Source organism: Streptomyces guryensis, assembly GCF_021261325.1.
GTDB classification, from domain to species: domain Bacteria; phylum Actinomycetota; class Actinomycetes; order Streptomycetales; family Streptomycetaceae; genus Streptomyces; species Streptomyces guryensis.
The window spans coordinates 111,334-129,513 of the sequence record NZ_JAJSBI010000025.1; the positions used below are offsets into that span (position 1 = coordinate 111,334).

An 18,180-nucleotide genomic window follows, 5' to 3' on the forward strand; every position below is an offset into this window, starting at 1 on the left:
CGCGGCACGACCAGCGGAGCGCCTACGCACGGGGCCGCCAGTCGCCGAGATACACCTCACGGGTGTGCAGCCGAACCTCGTTCGGGGCGAGTTGAGGCCGGTTCTCCGGAACCGTGATCACCGCTCCCGGGCCCGTGTTGCCGTACTCCCTGAACCGCATCGTCTGCCAGGGGTAGGCGTCCCGCATGTTGACGTAGGGCGTGACCGGGTCGATGCCGGACCCGATCCGGGTGTCCCGGACGACGAGGGACGGCCACGCGGTGGTCTCGTACGACGGGACCCAGGGCCGGGCCAGCTTGTACGCCCCGTCCTCGGCGCCGGAGGTGATGCGGGAGCGTACGGCGAGGATGCCGTGCGGGTTGGCGCGGGCGGTGGAGGGGGCGAAGACCATGCCCTTGGGGGTGAAGGTCACGTCCCTCTGCAGCGTGTGGAAGTGGCACTCCTCGAACACGGCGGTCGCCCGGCCGAAGACGAAGTCGACGTCACCCTCCACGTAGCAGTGGGCGAAGTACTGCCGGTCGAAGGCGTCGAGTGCGGTCGTGTCGACGAAGAGGGTGTCCTGGTGGGCCAGGAGGCGGACGTTCTCGAAGCTCGACCGGTCACCCGTCACGTACGCGGCCACGGCCTGGGTGCCGGTGATGTCCGGGTGGTCGGCGCGCAGCCAGTCGTTGGCGAGGGTCAGGTCGAGGACGGTCAGTCCGGGGGCCGCGGAGGTGAAGGTGGCGGAGCCCGGCGTCCCGTACGTCGTGCCGTCGGGCTTCTTCGTGCCGTTCGCGTGGTCGAAGACGATGACGGTGTCGCGTGGCTCGCAGGTGGCGCCGCGGATCGTCAACTCGCCCTTGTCGGCCGGGATGTTGACGACCTCGCGGTATGTCCCCGGGTGCACGACGATCGTGTGGCCTGGTCCGTCCACCGCTTCCACGGCTGCCTGCACGGAGTCGCCGGGGCGGACGTGCAGGACAGGACGGCGGGTGCCCGCGAAGGCGGGTCCGGCTCCGGCGGTGACCAGGCCTGCGGTGATGCCCGCCAGAAGAGTGCGTCGGTGCATGTCAGCACTCCTCCTTCCACGGCTTCCAGTCGCCGAGGTGGACCTCGCGGGTCGCCGACTGCGCCTGTGCGTCGGTGAGTTGAGGGCGGTTCTCGGGAACGGTGATCTCGGCGCCGGGTCCGCAGTTGCGGTACTCGGCGAACCGCTGGTTCTGCCAGGGATAGGTGTCCGCCATGTTGGTGTAGGGCGCGACCGCGTCGATCCCGGGCCCGAGGCGGGTGTCCCGGACGGTGAGCATCGGGCGGGCGGTGGTGTCGGAGCCTGGCACCCAGGGCCGGGCCAGCTTGTAGTAGGCGTCCGGTGCTTCGCTGCTCACGCGGCTGCGTGTCACCAGGTAGCCGCACGGGTTGGCGACCGCCGTGGAGGGCGCGAAGACGAAGCCGTACGGGGCGGCGGCCAGGTCGGTGCGGTTCAGGGTGCGGAAGTGGCAGTCCTCGTACACCGCGGTCGCCCGGCCGAAGACGAAGTCGACGTCACCCTCCACGTAGCAGTGCGCGAAGTACTGCCGGGCGAAGGTGCCGAGCGCCATCGAGTCGGCGTACAGGGTGTCCTGGTGGCCGAGGAAGCGGCAGTGGGTGAACGAACTCCGGTCGCCCTGCACCTTGACGGCCACCGCCTGTGTGCCCGTGATGTCGGGGTGGTCGGCGCGCAGCCAGTCGTTGGCGAACGTGATCCAGCGGGCGGTGAAACCGTCCGCCTGCAGGGTCGTGGTGGCGGAGCCGGTGGTGCCGTAGGTGCCGCCGCCGGGCTTGGGGGTGCCGGCCGCGTTGTCGTACACGATGACGACGTCACGGGGGTCCTCCGAGGCGCCGATCCAGGTCGCTTCCGTGCGGGTGACGTCGACGGCGACCGTCTCCCGGTAGACACCGGGGGCGAGGACGAGCGTCCGGCCGGTGCCGCTCGCGGCGGTCACGGCGGCCTGGACGGTGGTGAAGTCGCCGCGGCCCTGCTGGTCGACGTAGAGGGTGCCGGGCGTGAGGCGGCGGTCCGGGGAACCGTACCGGCCGAACGGGCGCGCCCCCGAGTCGGCCCGCGCGGGCGTCGACGCGAGTCCGAGCGCGGCGGCGGCCCCCGCGCTCGCTACGAGGAAACCCCGTCTGGACAACGGGTGTTGAGGGTGAAGTGAGGGCGAGGGCATGCGGGCGCTCCTTCGCGGTGCGGCTCATGGGAGAAGCGGCCGGGGCGCAGGGCGCCCCGGCCGGGGGGCGTCAGCGCAGGGTGCCTGCGCCCGCGCAGTGGTCGACGATCCCGGGGACCGCCCGGGCCGGATCGACCTTCGTCCGCAGGGTCGGCGTCCAGCCGGCGCCCGACCGGAGGATCTCGGTGGGCACTTCGGCGTTGTGGACGGCGATCAGATCGGTCGGCTCACCGTTGACGTAGTTGTCGTCGGCGGTGAGCGGCGAGTCCTTCCACTTCTTCAGGATCGAACCGGCCTCGACGCCGTCCGGGAGCGTGAACGCGTTGTGCTCGGCGACGAGTTGGGACTCCATTCCGATGCCGTAGCTGTAGGAGAAGCCGTCCTTGGCCACGAAGTGGTTGTTGTACGAGTCGACCTGCCCGAAGCGGACGCGCGGGGCGCGCTCCACCAGGTTCGAGAACAGGTTGTGGTGGAAGGTGACCTTCAGATGCCCCCGGTCGACGGCGGCCGTCGAGGCGCTGTCGCTGTTGCCGATCAGGATCGTCTTGTCGTGGTCCTCGAAGACGTTCCAGGAGGCCGTGACGTAGTCGGCGCCCTTGACGATGTCGAGCTCGCCGTCGTGCTGCTCGAAGATCCGCCCGTAGTAGTACGGCAGTGTGCTGTCCGGGTGGTCGCCGTCGGTGAACGTGTTGTGGTCCATCCACACATGCGTGGACCCGTAGATCACCGCGCTGTCGTACTCGGAGTTCCAGTTGCCGTCGGCGGTGTCGGTCGGGTCCCACTGCGGGAAGCAGTCCAGGGGGCTCTCGAAGGTCAGGTTCCGGACGACGACATTGTCGACGGCCTTGATCTGCAGGCTGGCGCCCTTGAAGCCGGCGTCCTTGCCGACGCCGATGATGGTGGTGTTGGCGGGCACGGCGGCCTTGATGTAGGCGTCCTGCTTGGCCTCGGAGGCGCGGCGCAGGCCCTCGGGGCTGTTGTCGGGCTCGCCGTCCAGGTTCTTGTCGTGGCCCCAGACCGCGGGGTCGTACGTCTTCAGATAGGTGTCGAAGTCGTACCCCGGTACCTCGAAGGAGGCACAGCTCGGGCCGTCGGCGTCGATCGTCCCCTTGACTCTGATGATCTTCGGTGCGCTACCGCCGTCGGCGAGGGCGGCCTTGAAGCCGGCCCAGTCGGTGACGGTGTAGACATGCGCGGCGTCGGCGGCGGCACCGCCGGTGGTGCCGGTGCCGTAGGAGCCCCAGCCGTCGTTGGCGCCGAGCGTCTGTCGGCCGAGGTCCCGGGCCTGGGCGTGGGCGGAGGCGGTTCCCGTGACGCCGAGCACCAGGGCGGTGCATCCCAGGACGGCAGCTATGACACGTCCATGACATTTCTGTGTACGCACTGTGCGGCTCTCCTTGGTTACGCGACCGGGGCGCTGCTCGCCTCGGGCCAGGTGATCCAGGACGTCGGAATCTCGTCGTGCAGCCGGATGACGTCCCGCGGCGCGAGCACCCGTGTGCGCAGCAACTCCTGCGCCACGAGCCGCGCCACGGCGATGGCACCCGGCGGATTGAAGTGCGTGTTGTCCTGCTCGGTGGCGGTCCAGTTGAAGTAGACCTTCGTCTCCTCGACCCCGAGCCGCTGCCACAGCGCGAGCGACAGCGCCTCGATGTCGAGCAGCGCCACCCGCTCCCGCCCGGCGAGCGCGCGCATCGCCGCCGGATACTCGCCGTGAGTCGGCACGGCGTTCCCGTCCGCGTCGAACCTGCGGCGCTCGACGGGGGTCGCGAGCACGGGCCGGGCGCCGTGCGACCGCGCTCCCTCGATGTACTGCCGCAGATACTGCTGGTACGTCGTCCAGGGCTCGGTGTAGCGGGTGGGGTCGTCGCTCTTCTCGTCGTTGTGCGCGAACTGGATGAGGAGGAAGTCGCCCGGCTTGATCAGCCCGAGAATGACTTCGAGTCGGCCTTCGTCGATGAAACTCTTCGAACTGCGCCCATTCACCGCATGGTTGGCGACGGACAGGCCTTTGTTCAGGAAGAACGGAAGCGCCATACCCCACCCGGTCTCGGGAGCGGCGTCGGCGTATTTCTGGGCCGCGGTGGAATCACCGGCGATGTAGAGCGTGCGGGGGCGCTGCGCTGCTTGTGCGGTACCGATGCCCGTGAGGGCGAGAGGAACGGCGGCAACAGCCGCCAGGCTGACCTGTCTGCGGGTAAGGGACACAACGGTGCCTTTCAAACAGGGGTCGGGGAAACTTCCCTAGGGGCGCGGGGAACTGCGCGACCGGCCACGATCCGACCGGCAGTCCCCCACCACTCGAAACCACCCGGTCTCAGTGGTTCTTCTTCCAGTCCGCCTGCGCCTTGTTCAACTGATCGGCAAGCGAGTCCAAGAACGCCTTCGCCGTCATCTTCCCGAGCAGCACCTTCTGGAGGTTCGGCTCGTTGTCGGCCTTGGAGATCGTGTTCCAGTCCGGCAGGTAGTACGGCAACTGCACGATCTTGGTGGCAGCCCCGTTCAGCGCGCCGGCGGCCAGCTTCGTGGGCTCGGCCTTCTGGATCCATGCGTCCTGCGCGGCTTCCGTGTTCGCCGGAATCTGCCCCGCGGACTGGTTGAACTTCGAGTTCTCCTCGTGCGAGACGGCGAACTCGACGAACTTCCAGGCAGCCGACTTGTTCTTGCTGGACTTGAAGACACTCAGTCCGTCGACCGGATTGGAGATCTGAACGCGTGTGCCGTTGTCCTGCGTCGGGTTGGGCAGCCCCCGGAACTTGTCCGCGCCCAGAGCCTTCAAGTGGTCCTGGTACGAACCGAGGTTGTGGCTCAGCATCCCGATCGTGCCGCTGTCCCACTGGGCGACCATTTTGGTGAAGTCGTTGTTGACGTCGGCGGAAGGGGTGTCCTTCTTGTAGAGCGCGACGTACTTCTCCAACGCGGCGACGTTCTTGGGGTCGTTGACGGTGGTCTTGTCGCCGTTCCAGAACGACGTGATACCGCTCTGGCTGTACGACGCGTCCAGCGCCGGCGCAATGGAGCCCTCGCCACCGCGAATGGTGAACCCGAACTCGTTCTTGCTCTTGTCGGTGAGTCTGTCGGCGGCCTCGTAGAACTTCGACCAGGTCGTCGGCGCGTCCAGACCGGCTTTCTTGAACAGGTCGGTGCGGTACCACAGCGTGCCGTTGTTGGACGAGGTCGGGATCTGGTACAGCTTGCCGCCGCCACCCGCTGCCTTGCTGCTCTCCAGCAGGTTCTGGCTCAGCTTGCCGTTCAGCGAGCTCTTCGCCAGGCGGCTGTCCAGCGGCTCCAGCGCGCCCTGGACCGCGACCTCGGCGAGCATCGCGGTGCCCACCCCGCCGACGTCGGGCAGGCCGCCGCCCTGGATGGCGGTGTCGTACTTGGACTGGGCGCTCGCTGCCGGAATGCCCACGTAGTTGACCTTGATGTCCGGGTTCTTCTTCTCGAAGTCGGCGATGATCTGCTTCCAGATGTCGGTCCGGACACCGCCGTTGTTGTCCCAGAAGGTGATCTCGCCTTTGCCGGAGCCCTCGTTGCCCTTGTCCCCCGCGCTGCCGCTGCCGTCGTCGCCGCAGGCGGTGGCGGTCAGCGCGAGCACGGAGCCCAGGGCGACGGCGACGGCCGCGCGCCTGCTTCTGCGGTTGCGGATACTGCTCTTCATTGGTCGGCTCTCTTCTTCTGGATCCAGCGGAGATATGAAGTTGTGGGGGGTCTGCTTCGGAAGGCCGATCAACGACGGCTGTACGGCGCCCAGTTGTCGTGGCCCTTGAGGTAGTCGGCGACGGTGTGGGTCCTCGCGTCGGCGTCGCTCATCTGCGGCCGGTCGGCGGTCACACCCGCTCCCGGGCCGTAGGTGCGGTACTCGGCGAACCGGGCGTCCTTCCAGGAGAACCCGCTCATGTCGGTCCACGGCGAGGACCTGACCGCGGCCGGCAGCTCGGTGTCCCGGATCAGTACCTGGGCCACGGCCGCCGGTTCGCCGCCGGGGTGCCACGGCCGCCCGAGGTGGAAGGACTGCTCGGGTGCGTCGCTCACCACCTTCGACCGGGTGATCAGGAAGCCGTACGGGTTGCCGGTCCAGGTCGAAGCGGCGGTCAGGTAGCCGTTGTTGGTGGTGGAGCCCCGGCTCAGCAGCCGGATCACGGACCGCTCGATCACGGTCGTGGCCCGCCCGTAGACGAAGTCGACGTCGCCCTCGATGTACGAGTCGCGGATGTAGACCCGGCTGACGGTGGTCAGCTTGGGGCTGTCGGTCATCAGGGTGTCCTGGTTGCCCAGGAAGGCCGTGTTCTCGAAGACGATCCGGTCACCGGTCGTCTTCATGGCGAGGGCCTGCTCGCCGTTCAGCTCGACCGCGGCCTCGTCGAAGTCGTTGCTGAAGGTGAGGTTGCGGGCGGTGACGTCGTTCGCGGCGATCCGCACCGTCGCACTGCCCGTCGAACCGCCGTACTCGGCAGGCGTGTCGTAGACGATGACGGTGTCGGAGCGGTCGTGTCCAGTCCCCTGCAGCACGATGTTCGGCCTGGTCGCGGGGATGTAGACCTTCGCCCGGTACGTGCCGGGCGCGACGGCGACGGTCACGGGCGCGGTGTTCCCGTCGGGCACGGCGTCCACGGCGGCCTGCACGGTCGGATAGTCACCGGGGACGTGCAGGGTCACACCGATCCGCTTCTGCGGCCCCGAGAACCTCGTCACCAGCGCCGGCACGGCGGCGGCCGGGTCCAGCCGGTAGTCGTAGAACCTCCGCGGGTCGAAGGCGGCACCCCACTCGTCGGTCCGCCCGGTGGTGTTCTTCAGGATCGATCCGCGCTGCACCAACTCGGCGGTGGCGTCGGCCTGATAGGGGTGCTGGACACCGTCGTAGTAACTGTTCTCGATGACCATCTTGGTGTGGCCGCGCGACCAGTTCCCGTACGTCCACACCGGGTCGCCGTCGGAGACCTGCGCCGACAGGTAGTTGTTGTAGAGGTGGGCGTAGGCGCAGTTGTCCGCGGACGGGTTGCGCTGCTTGGTGCCGGTGAACCAGTTGTGGTCGATGGTGACCTGCGTCTTGACGTTCGTCGTCCAGCCGATCCCGAACGCCTTGTTGTGGTTGCTGAACTGGTTGTAGGAGACGGTGATGTACTGGCTGTCCTTGCGCAGGTCGATCAGTCCGTCGCCCATGTGCGTGAGGCGGTTGTGGTCGATCCAGACGTGGTCGACGGTGTCCATCTGGATGGCGTCGAAGTCCTGCGTCTTGCCGTCCCAGTCGCCCTCGACGTACGAGTCGCGGATCGTCAGGTTGCGGATGATCACGTTGTGCGTGCCGGGGTCGAGGTGGAGCTCCCCGTGGACGATCTCGCCGGAGTCGCCGACGCCGATGATGGTCTTGTTCGAGCCGACGATGATGTTCGACCCGAAGGGCTCGACGGCGATCGATCCCGAGACCCGGATGATGTACGGGTCCTCGGCCGCCGCGTACTTGGCCAGTGAGGCCTGGTCGGTGACCGTCACGACCTTGCCGCCCGCGCCGCCGGTGGTACCCCCGGCGAGGGAGGCGAAGCCGTGCGGCTGGTCGCTGAAGCGGTCGGCGCCGGACGGGACCGGAGCCGGAGCGCTCGCCGGGGCTGCCGCCCTGGCCTGCCCGACCGCCCCGAGGCTCAACGCGGCCACTAAACCGAGCACGGCGCCCAGGACCTTGCCGGCCCCAGGTCCTGGCAAGCGCTTGCTATGAAGGTGCTGCGTCATTGCGGCTCCCAACAGGCGTACGGGTGCGGTGGGTTACTCGGGTGCGACGGGTGACAGGGAGTCGATCCTGAAGTGCGTGAAGGTTGCCGCGCCGGCGTGACCCGAGCCGACGGGCGCGAGGGCGAACAGGCCGAGCAGGGCGCCGACCCAGCGCCAGGGGGTGGCGGCGAAGACGGGACCGGACGGGCGCGGGCCCGCTCCGAGGTCGTAGGAGAAGCGGCAGCGCGCCCCGGCCCCGATCTCGATCCGCAGCCGTACCCGCCCCTCGGGTGCGAGACGCGGATGGCCGGCGTCCCGTTCCTGCTCGGCGACCCCCTCGGCGAAGCGGTGCACGAACTGGACCGTCCCGTCGGCGCCCCGCTGGAGCCCGATCCAGCTGAACGCGTCCCCGAGGACGGCCAGCCCGGCCCGCGCCCCCGGCTCCTCGCTGTGCAGCTTCAGCTCCACCTCTACAGCCGACGGCGTACCGGGCAGCCGCTGCGTGAGTACGTTCGGGAGTCTGCGCAGGTCGTGTGCGTCGGCCGAGCGGACGCAGGTCAGCCGGAGCCCGTCGCCGGAGTGCTGGGTGGCCCAGCCGTCCTTCGGATTGGCGGTCCAGGACCACTGGCGGCCGAAGCGTCCGCCGGGGAAGTCGTCGTCGGTGGCGGGCGCCGCGGGCGGCTGCGGCGGCAGGTCGGGCCTGTCGTGTACGGCGACGGGGGCGCCCTCCTTGCCGATCACCGGCCAGCCGTCCGTGCCCCAGCGCATCGGCTGGAGGTGCACGACCCTGCCGTAGGCGCCCTTCTGCTGGAAGTGCAGGAACCAGTCCTCGCCGGACGGGGTGCGCACCCAGCCGCCCTGGTGCGGGCCGTTGACCTGGGTGTCCTTCTGCTCCAGGACGATCTTCTCCTCGTACGGCCCGAAGAAGCCGCGCGAGCGGAAGGCGCCCTGCCAGCCGGTCTCGACGCCCCCGGCCGGGGCGAGGATCCAGAACCAGCCGTCGTGCCGGTAGAGCTTGGGGCCTTCGAGGGTGAACCAGCCGGGGATGCGGTCGCCGTCGACGATCAGCTCGCCCTCGTCGAGGAGTTCGGTGCCCTGGGGGTGCATCCGGTGGCCGGTGAGGCGGTTCTTGACGCCGGAGCGGGACTTGGCCCAGGCATGCACGAGATAGGCCTCGCCGGTCTCCTCGTCCCACAGGGGGCAGGGGTCGATGAGCCCCTTGCCGGCCTTCACCAGGTGCGGGCGGGTCCACGGGCCGCGTATCTGGGAGGCGTTGATCTGGAAGATGCCCTGGTCGGGGTCGCCCCAGAAGATCCAGAAGTGGTCGTCGTGGTGGCGCAGCGAGGGTGCCCAGACGCCGCAGTCGTGGCGTGGGGTCCTGAACTCGACCGCGGGTTCGAGGCGTTGCAGGGCGTGGCCGACCAGCGTCCAGTTGACCAGGTCCCGGGAGTGCAGGAGGGGCAGGCCGGGGACGCGGCCGAAGCTGGAGGCGGTGAGGTAGAAGTCGTCGCCGACGCGGACGACGTCCGGGTCGGACCAGTCGGCGTCGAGGATCGGGTTCGTGTAGACGGTCGGGTACGGGTGAACGGTCGCGTCTGGGTGGACGGTCGGGTTCGGGTGGACGTCGTTCGTCACTGGCTCACCGCCTTCCGGACCAGTGCCGCCGCCTCGGTCCGGCTCAGGCGGCCGTCGGCGACGACGGTGACGATGCGCCGTACGACGGTCTCTCCGGGCGGGATCGGGAGCCGTTCGGTGTGCGCCAGGGACGAGCCCACGCCGGGGTATTCGGCGGTGCGCACGAACCACGGGTCGCGGCGGGTGGCGGCCGTGGCACCGGCGAAGACCAGGGTCCACGTGGTGCCCGCGAGGGCGAGCCAGTCGGCGCGGGTGCCGTGCACCTGAGGTTCGCCCTCGCGCTCGGCGGTGAAGACGTGCGGGGTGTCGTGCTCCTTGCGGGCGCGCCAGAAGAAGCCGCCGTAGGCCGCTCCTGTGCGTCCGTTGGTGGCCGGGCTGCCGATCGACAGTGGCCCGACGGTGACGTTCGTGAGCGAGAACGTGAAGTCCAACGCCCAGGCGGTGTCGGTGAGTTCGGTGGCGGCGACCGTGCGGCGCTCGCGCAGCAGCTCACCTCCGGACGCCACCCAGCGCAGTTCCTCCACGAAGCCGTCGGGGTCGCGCAGCTGGAAGGAGGTGTGGCGCTGGGCGCCGTGGTTGCCCAGCTCGGTCGGCCCCTGGTCGCGGACATAGGTGCGCCCGCCCCAGAAGTTGTGCCCCTCGACGTCGGGAACGGCGACACCGACGCCGAGGTGGTGGGTGTGGTCGGCGGGACTCAGCTCGGTGACCGCCGTGCCGGCGAGGGTGGTGACGGGGTGCAGATAGGGGCGCGGGGAGAGCCGGGCCGGCAGTTCGGGCCGGGTGATGTAGCGGCCGACCGGGCGGCCCGCGACGCGCAGGACGGGCGAGTCGTTGGTCGTCATCAAGTGCTCACCTCCTTCGGTGGGGCCCAGGTGGCGCCGAGCTCGGAGTAGAGGGAGAGGGTGTCGGCGGCGGCCGCGACGAGTCCGTCGATGCCGGGCACGACCCTGCGGCCCTCGTCGGGGACCAGGTGCCAGGCTCCGGCCGGCATCGGAGCCGGGTCGGGGGCCTGCCGAATTGCTTCAACGACCTTCATGAAGGCGCCCGTCTCGTCCGGGGTGACCAGGAGGCCGGCGCCGTCGGTGAGGTGGTCGACCAGGTTCTCCAGCAGGTCGGTGCGGCCGTACTCGTACTCCTCGGGGCCGTGGTCGGCGCGCTGGAGCAGGACGCGGTCCTGCTTGTACCAGAAGGTGATCCGGCCGCGGGTGCCGTGCACGACGACATACGGCTCGTCGTCCTGCTCGGCGCACAGGGTCGCGGCGACGGTGACCTGGCGGCCCTGTGCGGTGGTGACGCGGACGCAGGAGGTGTCGTCGGACTCGATGTCGTTGGCGCGCAGCAGTTCGAGCTCGATGCCGGTGACGTCCTCGGCGTGTGTGGTGCCGTTGAGGGCGAGGGCGGTGGCGACGGCGTGCGCGAGGGGGTTGGTGAGCACGCCGTCGATCACGTCGACGCCGTTCAGTCGCCGTTTGCCCGCCCAGGGCGCCCGCCGGTAGTAGGCCTCGGCGCGCACCCAGGCACCGGCCCCGCCGACCCCGACGACCTCGCCCACAGCGCCCTCGGCGACCATCGCGAGGATCGCCGGGACGGCGTGCGAGCCCAGCGACTGGAAGCCGATCTGGCAGACCACGCCCGCTTCGGCGACCCCGTCGGCCATCCGGCGGAACTCGGCGTACGACGGAGCGGGCGGCTTCTCCAGGAGCAGGTGCACGCCCCTGCGGGCGGCCGTCAGCGCCAGGTCGGTGTGGGTGGGGATGGGTGTGCAGACGACGGCGATCCGGGCGCCGGTGGAGTCGAGGAGCGCGCCGAAGTCGGCGGACTGCTCGGGCGTGCCGAGGCCGTCCGGGAGCTCGCCGGCGGTCAGCGGGGTCAGCTCGCAGATGCCTGCCAGCCGTACGATCCCCTTGTCCTGGAGGCGGCGGATGTTGTCCAGGTGCCAGCGGCCGTGGCCGCGCGCACCCGCCAGGACGATGTCTACGGTGCTCATCGGATCCTCCCTGCGCCCGCGCCGCGCGCCACCTCTCGGTCGGCCGTCTCGGCGCTGTCGATCTTTGTGTGCAGGGTAGGCGTCCAGCCGACGTCGGCCGTGAGGTCGCGTTCGCTGCCGGAGTTGTAGGCGTTGTAGACGGCCAGGAGGTCCACCGGGTAGCCGTTGAAGAGGGTGCCGGTCTGGTGGAGAGCGGTGCCGTTCCAGCTCTTCACGAGATCGGCGACCTCGACATGGCTCGGGGTGTGGAAGGCGTTGTTCTCGGCGTAGATGCCGGACTCGGTGGACACGCCGAGGGAGTACCGGTATTCGCTGCCCTCGGGGACCACGTACCGGTTGTCGTAGACGTGCACCTGCCCGAAGCGGACGCGTGGTGCGCGCTGGACGACGGACTCGAACTGGTTGTGGTGCAGGGTGACCCGCAGTTTGCCGCGGTCCTCGGTCGCCGAGTCGCTGTTGCCGATCAGCATCGCCTTGTCGTGGTCGGCGAACCGGCTCCAGGAGACGGTGACCAGGTCGGAGGCGCCTGTGATGTCCAGCAGTCCGTCGTGACGCAGGTAGTTGCGGGCGAAGTAGGCGGGTTCCTTCGCGTCCGGGTGGCCCTTGTCGGACGCGGTGACGTGGTCGATCCAGACGTGGGTGGCGCCGGTCAGCCAGATGTTGTCGTACGACGTCTTCCAGTCGCCGAGGCCACCGGTGTTGGGCTGCCAGACGGGGAAGCAGTCATAGGCGTCGCGCAGGTCGAGGTTGCGGATGATGACGTTGCCGGCGTTCTTGACCTGGAGGTTCGCGCCTTTCAGGACGGCGGAGTCGCCGAGCCCGACGATGGTGGTGTTGGAGCCGACGGGCAGCGTGACCCGCTCGGCCTGCTTGGCCGCCGAGGCCTGGCGGGCCTCCTCCTGCGGGCCGCTCGGCCTGGCCGAGCCCCAGGTGCGGGGGTCGTAGGCTGCGAGGTACTTCTTCAGGCCGTAGCCGTCGGTGGCGTAGTCGTCGCAGTCGAGGTGGTGGCCGTCGTCGTCGGTGTCGGCGTCGATGGTCCCGGCGATCTTGATGATCTTCGGGGTGTCGCTGCCGCCGTCGAGGGCGCGGGCCAGGCCCGCACGGTCGGTGACCGTGAAGACGTGGGCGTCGTCGGCGGCCGACCCGCCGGTGGTGCCGCTGCCGTAGGCGGCCCAGCCGTCGTCCGCGGGGAGGATGTCGCGGCTGATGTCGCGGGCCGCTTCGGCGTGCGCCGGTATGCACAGCGTGGCCAACAGGGCGGCCGCGATGGTCAGGTGACGGAGCCTCATCCCTTCACCGCCCCCGCGCTGAACCCGGTGATCAGCCACTTCTGGATGAAGGCGAACACGAGCACGACGGGTACGGCCGCGATGATGCCGCCCGCGGCGAGCGCACCGAGGTCGACGCTGTCCGCACTCATCAGCGTGTTCAGGCCGACGGGGATGGTCTGCTTGCTCTGGTCGCTCAGGAACATCAGGGCGAACAGGAAGTGGTTCCAGGCGTGCACGAAGGCGAAGGAGCCGACGGCGATCAACCCGGGCCGCAGCAACGGGAGTACGACGATGCGGAAGGCGGTGAACCGGTTGCAGCCGTCGACCCAGGCGGCCTCTTCGAGCGAGTACGGCACGTTCCGGATGAACCCGCTGATCAGGATCATCGACAGCGGCAGCTGGAAGACGGTCTCGGCGATGATGACGCTCGCGAGCGAGTTGATCATCCGCAGATTGGCGAAGATCTCGAAGAGGGGCACGAGGAGCAGGGCGCCCGGCACGAACTGCGTGCAGAGCAGGGCCAGCATGAAGGCCTTCTTGATCCTGAAGTCGAACCGGGCGAGGGCGTAGCCGCCGGCCAGCGCGACCAGGGTCGTCATCACCAGGGTCGCGACTCCGACGAGCACGCTGTTCTGGAAGTAGACGCCGAAGGCCCGCTCGTTCCAGACCTTCTCGAAGTGGTCCAAGGTCATCGGCCAGGGCACGAGTGAGGTCGAGCCGGCCGGGCGCAGGGCGAAGAGGAGGATCCAGTAGAAGGGGATCAGGGTGAAGAGGAGGTAGATCGACAGGGGGACGTAGATCTGCCAGCGGGGGGCCTCGTCCCAGGCACGGCGGTTCTTCCTCGGCCGGGCGGGCTCGACGGCCACGCGCTCCGGCGCGGGTGCGATCTCGGTGATCACTTCTCCTCACCTCCGAACTTGCTCAGCCGCAGATAGACGATGGAGCAGAAGAGCAGAATCACGAACGCCACCGTGGTCAGGGCCGATGCGTAGCCGAAGTTGTGGGCGTCCACGCTGGTGTTGGCGATGTAGAGCGGGAGGGTGGTGGTCTCTCCCGCCGGGCCGCCGCCGGTCAGGGTGTAGAGCAGGTCGACGTTGTTGAACTCCCACACCCCGCGCAACAGCGTCGACAGCACGATCGCGTCCTTCAGGTGCGGCAGCGTGATGTGCCAGAACTGCTTGACGCGGCTCGCGCCGTCGACCTCGGCGGCCTCGTAGAGGTCCTTCGAGACGGACTGCAGGTCGGCGAGGATGAGGATCGCGAAGAAAGGGACACCGCGCCACAGGTCGGCGACTATCGCCGCGGGGAAGACGGTCGAGGTGTCCGAGAGCCAGCTGGTGCCGTACGAGCCGAGGCCCATGTCCGCGAGGTAACGGGTGACGCCCGTCTGGGAGTTGTAGAGCAGCACCCAGATCGCCGAGGTCAGGACACCGGACACGGCCCACGGGGAGAATACGAGCGCTCGGCCCACCGCCCGCCCCACGAAGGTCTGGTTGACGATGAGGGCGAGTGCGAGACCGAACAGCAGTTGCAGGCCCACTTCGACGATGACCCACTTGGCGCTGAAGGTCAGCGTGTCCCAGAACTGGGTGTCCTTGGTGAAGATCTGGACGAAGTTGTCGAAGCCCGCGAAGCCGTTCCGCCACGGCTTGGTGGGGTTGAAGTTCTGCAGGCTGTAGTAGAAGACGCTGATCACCGGGTAGGCGATGAAGCCCAGCATGAGCAGGGCCGCCGGGGCGATCAGCAGATACGGCAGCCTGCGCGGTGTGGCGGAGGCACGGCGCCGCCGGGGTGGCGCGGGCGGTTTCGCCACGGCTGCGGCTTGGGCCATGACAGGTCTCCGTTCTCGGTACGGCCGTCTTGCGGGGCAAGCGCTTTCTCGGTGCACGTGGTTGTGCCGGTTGCGGCTGGATCGCGAGTGCGGGCTTGTGGTGGCTTGTCGCGCCCACGCGGCGGAGCCGCATATCGATACGGCCCCGCGCCCCTGACGGGGCGCTTCAGCTTGCGTAGGGGTCTGGGACGTTGCCTCGGCCGGCCAGGAACCTGAAGTCGCAGCCGGTGTCCGCCTGGGTGATCTGGTCGTTGAAGAGGGCGCCGTAGCCGCGCTCGTAACGGGTGGGTGGGGGTGTCCAGTCCGCCCTGCGTTGCTCCAACTCCTCGTCGCCCACGTGGAGATGGAGGGAGCGCGCCTCGACGTCGAGGGTGATGAGGTCTCCGGAGCGGACGAGGGCGAGCGGGCCGCCGATGTACGACTCGGGCGCGACGTGCAGCGCGCAGGCGCCGTAACTCGTGCCGCTCATCCGGGCGTCGGAGATGCGGACCATGTCCCGTACGCCCTGCTTGAGCAGGTGGTCCGGGATCGGCAGCATGCCGTACTCGGGCATCCCGGGGCCGCCCTTGGGCCCGGCGTTGCGCAGCACCAGCACGCTGTCGGCGGTGATGCCCAGCTCCGGGTCGTTGATGGTGCGTTGCATGGTCTTGTACTCGTCGAAGACGACCGCCGGACCGGTGTGCTTGAGCAGGTGCTGCTCGGCGGAGATGTGCTTGATGACGGCGCCGTCGGGGCAGAGGTTGCCGCGCAGGACGGCGACTCCGCCCTCGGTGGCGACCGGGTTGTCGCGGGTGCGGATGACGTCGTCGTCGTGGACGACGGCGCCTTCGATCTGCTCGCCCAGGGTGCCGTTGACCGTCGGCCGGTCCAGATGCAGCAGGTCGGTGATCCGGGAGAGGAAGGCGGGCAGGCCGCCGGCGAAGTAGAAGTCCTCCATGAGGTACGTCCGGCCGCCGGGACGGACGTTGGCCAGCACCGGCACGGTACGCGCGATGCGGTCGAAGTCATCGAGAGCCAGGGGCACTTGGCAACGTCCCGCCATCGCGATCAGATGGATGACCGCGTTGGTGGAGCCGCCGAGCCCGAGCACCGTGGTGACGGCGTCCTCGAAGGCCTCGCGGGTGAGGACCGCGGACGGTGTGAGCCCGGTCCAGGCGAGTTCGACGGCGCGGCGCCCGGAGGCGGCGGCCATCCGCTCGTGCCCGGAGTCGACCGCCGGGATCGAGGAGGCGCCCGGCAGCGTCATGCCGAGGGCTTCGGCCGCCGCGGTCATCGTGGAGGCGGTCCCCATGGTCATGCAGTGACCGGGCGAGCGGGCCAACCCGCCCTGGAGTTCGCGCAGTTCGCAGTCCGTGAGGTTGCCCGCGCGGTGCTCGTCCCAGTACTTCCACATGTCGGTGCCGGACCCGAGGGTCTCGCCGCGCCAGTGCCCCGGCAGCATCGGCCCGGCGGGCACGAAGATCGACGGTACGTCGGCCGAGGCGGCGCCCATGAGCAGCGCCGGCGTCGACTTGTCGCAGCCGCCGAGCAGCACCGCCGCGTCGACCGGATACGACCGCAGCAGTTCCTCCGTCTCCATCGCGAGGAGGTTGCGGTAGAGCATCGGAGTCGGCTTCTGGTACGTCTCCGAGAGCGTGGCGACGGGGAACTCCAGAGGGAAGCCACCGGCCTGCCACACGCCCCGCTTGACCGCCTCGGCCCGCTCGCGCAGATGGACGTGGCAGGGGTTGATGTCGGACCAGGTGTCGAGGACGGCGATCACCGGGCGGCCCCGGTACTCCTCGGCCTCGTAACCCAGCTGGCGCATACGGGCGTTGTGCGACCAGGTGCGCAGCTGGCCCTCGACGCCGTACCACTGGTGGCTTCTGAGCTCTTCGGGGCTCTTCCTGTGGGTCATATCGACCACCCGGCGGCTATCGCGGCGACCTCCGCGCGTTCGTCCTCGGGCAACGGCCTGCTCGGGGGACGGACGTCGCGGCGGCACAGGCCGAGGGAGGCGAGGGCCTCCTTGACGACGGTGACGTTGTTGGCGGAGCCGTTGGCTGCGCGCAGTTCCTCGAAGCGGCGGATCTGCTCCCAGACCTTCATGGCGGCCTGATAGTCGCCGGATCGAAGCGCTTCGATCATGTTCAGCGAGACGGACGGAGCGACGTTCACGAGTCCGGAGGTGAAGCCGGTGGCGCCCGCGGAGAAGTAGGAGGGGGCGTAGGGCTCGGCGAGACCGGCGACCCACACGAAGCGGTCGAGCCCCGCGTCCCGGGCGAAGGCGGCGAACTTGGCGGCGTCCGGGACGGCGTACTTGACCCCGATGACGTTCGGGCAGGCGTCGGCGAGTTCGGCGAGGCGGGCGCCGGCCAGCTGGGCGTTGCGGATGTACGGGACGACGCCCAGTTCGGGGACGGCCTCAGCGATGGCGCGGTGGTAGTCGACCCAGCCGCCCTGGGAGACGTACGGGTGGACGGGCTGGTGGACCATCACCATCTGGGCGCCGTGCTCACGGGCATGCCGTGCGGAGGCGACGGCGGTGGGCACGTCGTGGCCGACGCCGACGAGGATCGCGGCGCGGTCGCCGGTCTCCTCGATGGTCGACTCCGTGACGAGGCGGCGCTCTTCGGGGGCGAGGGCGTAGAACTCGCCGGTGTTCCCGTTGGGCGTGAGGATGCCGATCCCGCCTTCGAGCAGCCGACGCAGCAGAGCCCGGTGGGCGTCCTCGTCGACGGTGCCGTCCTCGGTGAACGGGGTCACCGGGATCGCCACCACGTCGGCCAGGGCCGCCCGTTGGGTCTCGAACGTCACGCTGCTCATGCCGTGCCTTCCTGGTTCGCTGCCTGGTCGGTGACCGGGTCGGTTACCTGTTCGGTTGCCTGGTCGGTTGCCTGGGGGAACGCTCGCTCGACGAAGGACGCGATATGGGCGTGCAGGGCGCGGGCCGCGCCGTCGGCGTCGCCGGCCAGGGCGAGCCGCAGGATCTCCCGGTGCTCGCCGGCCTCCCGCTCCCAGGAGGGCGAGGCCGCCCAGGCCACGGCGGAGACCAGGGCGGCCTGGTCGCGGACCTCGTCGAGCATGCGGCCCAGCAGCGGGTTGCCGCAGGGCAGGTACAGGGCGCGGTGGAACTCCCGGTTGGCGAGGGACCGTTCAGCGGTGTCGGTGGCGTCGTCGGCCCTGGTCAGCGCCGTGCGGGCGGCATCCAGGGAGGCCCCTCGCCGCACCGCGCGCTTGAGCGCCTCCGGCTCCAGCAGCAGCCGCACGTCGTAGACCTCGCGCGCCATGTCCGCGTCCACCATGCGCACCGTGACGCCCTTGTACTGGCTCATCACCACGAGCCCGGTGCCGGCCAGGGTCTTGAGCGCCTCGCGCACGGGGGTCTTGGACACCCCGAACTGTGCGGCGAGCTCGGTCTCGACCAGGGCCTGGCCAGGCGTCAACTGCCCGGTGAGGATGCGGTGTTTGATCGCGTCCAGCACGTACTGCGTGCGGGACGGGATCGGGGTGGGCACAGAGGTCATGCGCGCCTCTCGGAAGTCACGTGTCAGATCTCAGGTATCTGATCTCGCGTATCGCGTC

15 protein-coding genes are annotated in these 18,180 nt (G+C 69.5%); all 15 read right to left on the bottom strand.

The window, feature by feature from the left end:
* Window positions 1-22 precede the first annotated feature (22 nt).
* On the bottom strand, window positions 23-1,048 hold the full coding sequence (locus LJ657_RS36700; protein WP_232653256.1) for a pectinesterase family protein: 1,026 nt from the start codon (window positions 1,046-1,048) through the stop codon (window positions 23-25).
* Between the two features lies 1 nt (window position 1,049).
* Window positions 1,050-2,186 carry a pectinesterase family protein gene (locus LJ657_RS36705; protein ID WP_232653257.1) on the bottom strand — a complete coding sequence of 379 codons (1,137 nt, stop codon included), beginning with the start codon at window positions 2,184-2,186 and terminating at the stop codon, window positions 1,050-1,052.
* Between the two features lie 70 nt (window positions 2,187-2,256).
* Complete coding sequence (locus tag LJ657_RS36710) at window positions 2,257-3,570, bottom strand: pectate lyase family protein (protein WP_232653258.1); 1,314 nt, start codon at window positions 3,568-3,570, stop codon at window positions 2,257-2,259.
* Window positions 3,571-3,587: 17 nt separating this feature from the next.
* Entirely contained in the window at window positions 3,588-4,394 is an 807-nt protein-coding gene (locus LJ657_RS36715) for a rhamnogalacturonan acetylesterase (protein WP_232653259.1), read from the bottom strand.
* Between the two features lie 109 nt (window positions 4,395-4,503).
* On the bottom strand, window positions 4,504-5,847 hold the full coding sequence (locus tag LJ657_RS36720) for an ABC transporter substrate-binding protein (RefSeq protein WP_232653260.1): 1,344 nt from the start codon (window positions 5,845-5,847) through the stop codon (window positions 4,504-4,506).
* A gap of 68 nt (window positions 5,848-5,915) precedes the next feature.
* Complete coding sequence (locus LJ657_RS36725) at window positions 5,916-7,913, bottom strand: pectinesterase family protein (protein ID WP_232653261.1); 1,998 nt, start codon at window positions 7,911-7,913, stop codon at window positions 5,916-5,918.
* Between the two features lie 33 nt (window positions 7,914-7,946).
* Complete coding sequence (locus LJ657_RS36730; RefSeq protein WP_232653284.1) at window positions 7,947-9,446, bottom strand: glycoside hydrolase family 43 protein; 1,500 nt, start codon at window positions 9,444-9,446, stop codon at window positions 7,947-7,949.
* Between the two features lie 77 nt (window positions 9,447-9,523).
* Entirely contained in the window at window positions 9,524-10,369 is an 846-nt protein-coding gene (locus tag LJ657_RS36735) for a DUF6807 domain-containing protein (RefSeq protein WP_232653262.1), read from the bottom strand.
* On the bottom strand, window positions 10,369-11,514 hold the full coding sequence (locus tag LJ657_RS36740) for a Gfo/Idh/MocA family protein (RefSeq protein WP_232653263.1): 1,146 nt from the start codon (window positions 11,512-11,514) through the stop codon (window positions 10,369-10,371). Before LJ657_RS36740 ends, LJ657_RS36735 begins: the two co-directional genes overlap by 1 nt.
* Window positions 11,511-12,803 carry a pectate lyase family protein gene (locus LJ657_RS36745; RefSeq protein ID WP_232653264.1) on the bottom strand — a complete coding sequence of 431 codons (1,293 nt, stop codon included), beginning with the start codon at window positions 12,801-12,803 and terminating at the stop codon, window positions 11,511-11,513. Before LJ657_RS36745 ends, LJ657_RS36740 begins: the two co-directional genes overlap by 4 nt.
* Window positions 12,800-13,684: a carbohydrate ABC transporter permease gene (locus LJ657_RS36750; RefSeq protein ID WP_232653265.1), complete on the bottom strand. Its 885-nt coding sequence runs from the start codon at window positions 13,682-13,684 to the stop codon at window positions 12,800-12,802. Before LJ657_RS36750 ends, LJ657_RS36745 begins: the two co-directional genes overlap by 4 nt.
* Window positions 13,681-14,616, bottom strand: a complete 936-nt coding sequence (locus LJ657_RS36755; protein WP_232653266.1) for a carbohydrate ABC transporter permease — start codon at window positions 14,614-14,616, stop codon at window positions 13,681-13,683. The genes LJ657_RS36750 and LJ657_RS36755 overlap by 4 nt, the downstream gene beginning before the upstream one ends.
* A 166-nt stretch (window positions 14,617-14,782) precedes the next feature.
* The gene (gene araD / locus LJ657_RS36760) at window positions 14,783-16,513 is read right to left on the bottom strand and encodes an L-arabinonate dehydratase (RefSeq protein ID WP_232653267.1); all 1,731 of its coding nucleotides are present in this window, start codon (window positions 16,511-16,513) and stop codon (window positions 14,783-14,785) included.
* Window positions 16,510-17,421 (bottom strand): dihydrodipicolinate synthase family protein, encoded by a 912-nt coding sequence (locus tag LJ657_RS36765; protein WP_232653268.1) that lies wholly within the window; start codon window positions 17,419-17,421, stop codon window positions 16,510-16,512. Before LJ657_RS36765 ends, araD begins: the two co-directional genes overlap by 4 nt.
* On the bottom strand, window positions 17,418-18,122 hold the full coding sequence (locus tag LJ657_RS36770) for a GntR family transcriptional regulator (protein ID WP_232653269.1): 705 nt from the start codon (window positions 18,120-18,122) through the stop codon (window positions 17,418-17,420). The genes LJ657_RS36765 and LJ657_RS36770 overlap by 4 nt, the downstream gene beginning before the upstream one ends.
* Window positions 18,123-18,180: the final 58 nt, after the last annotated feature.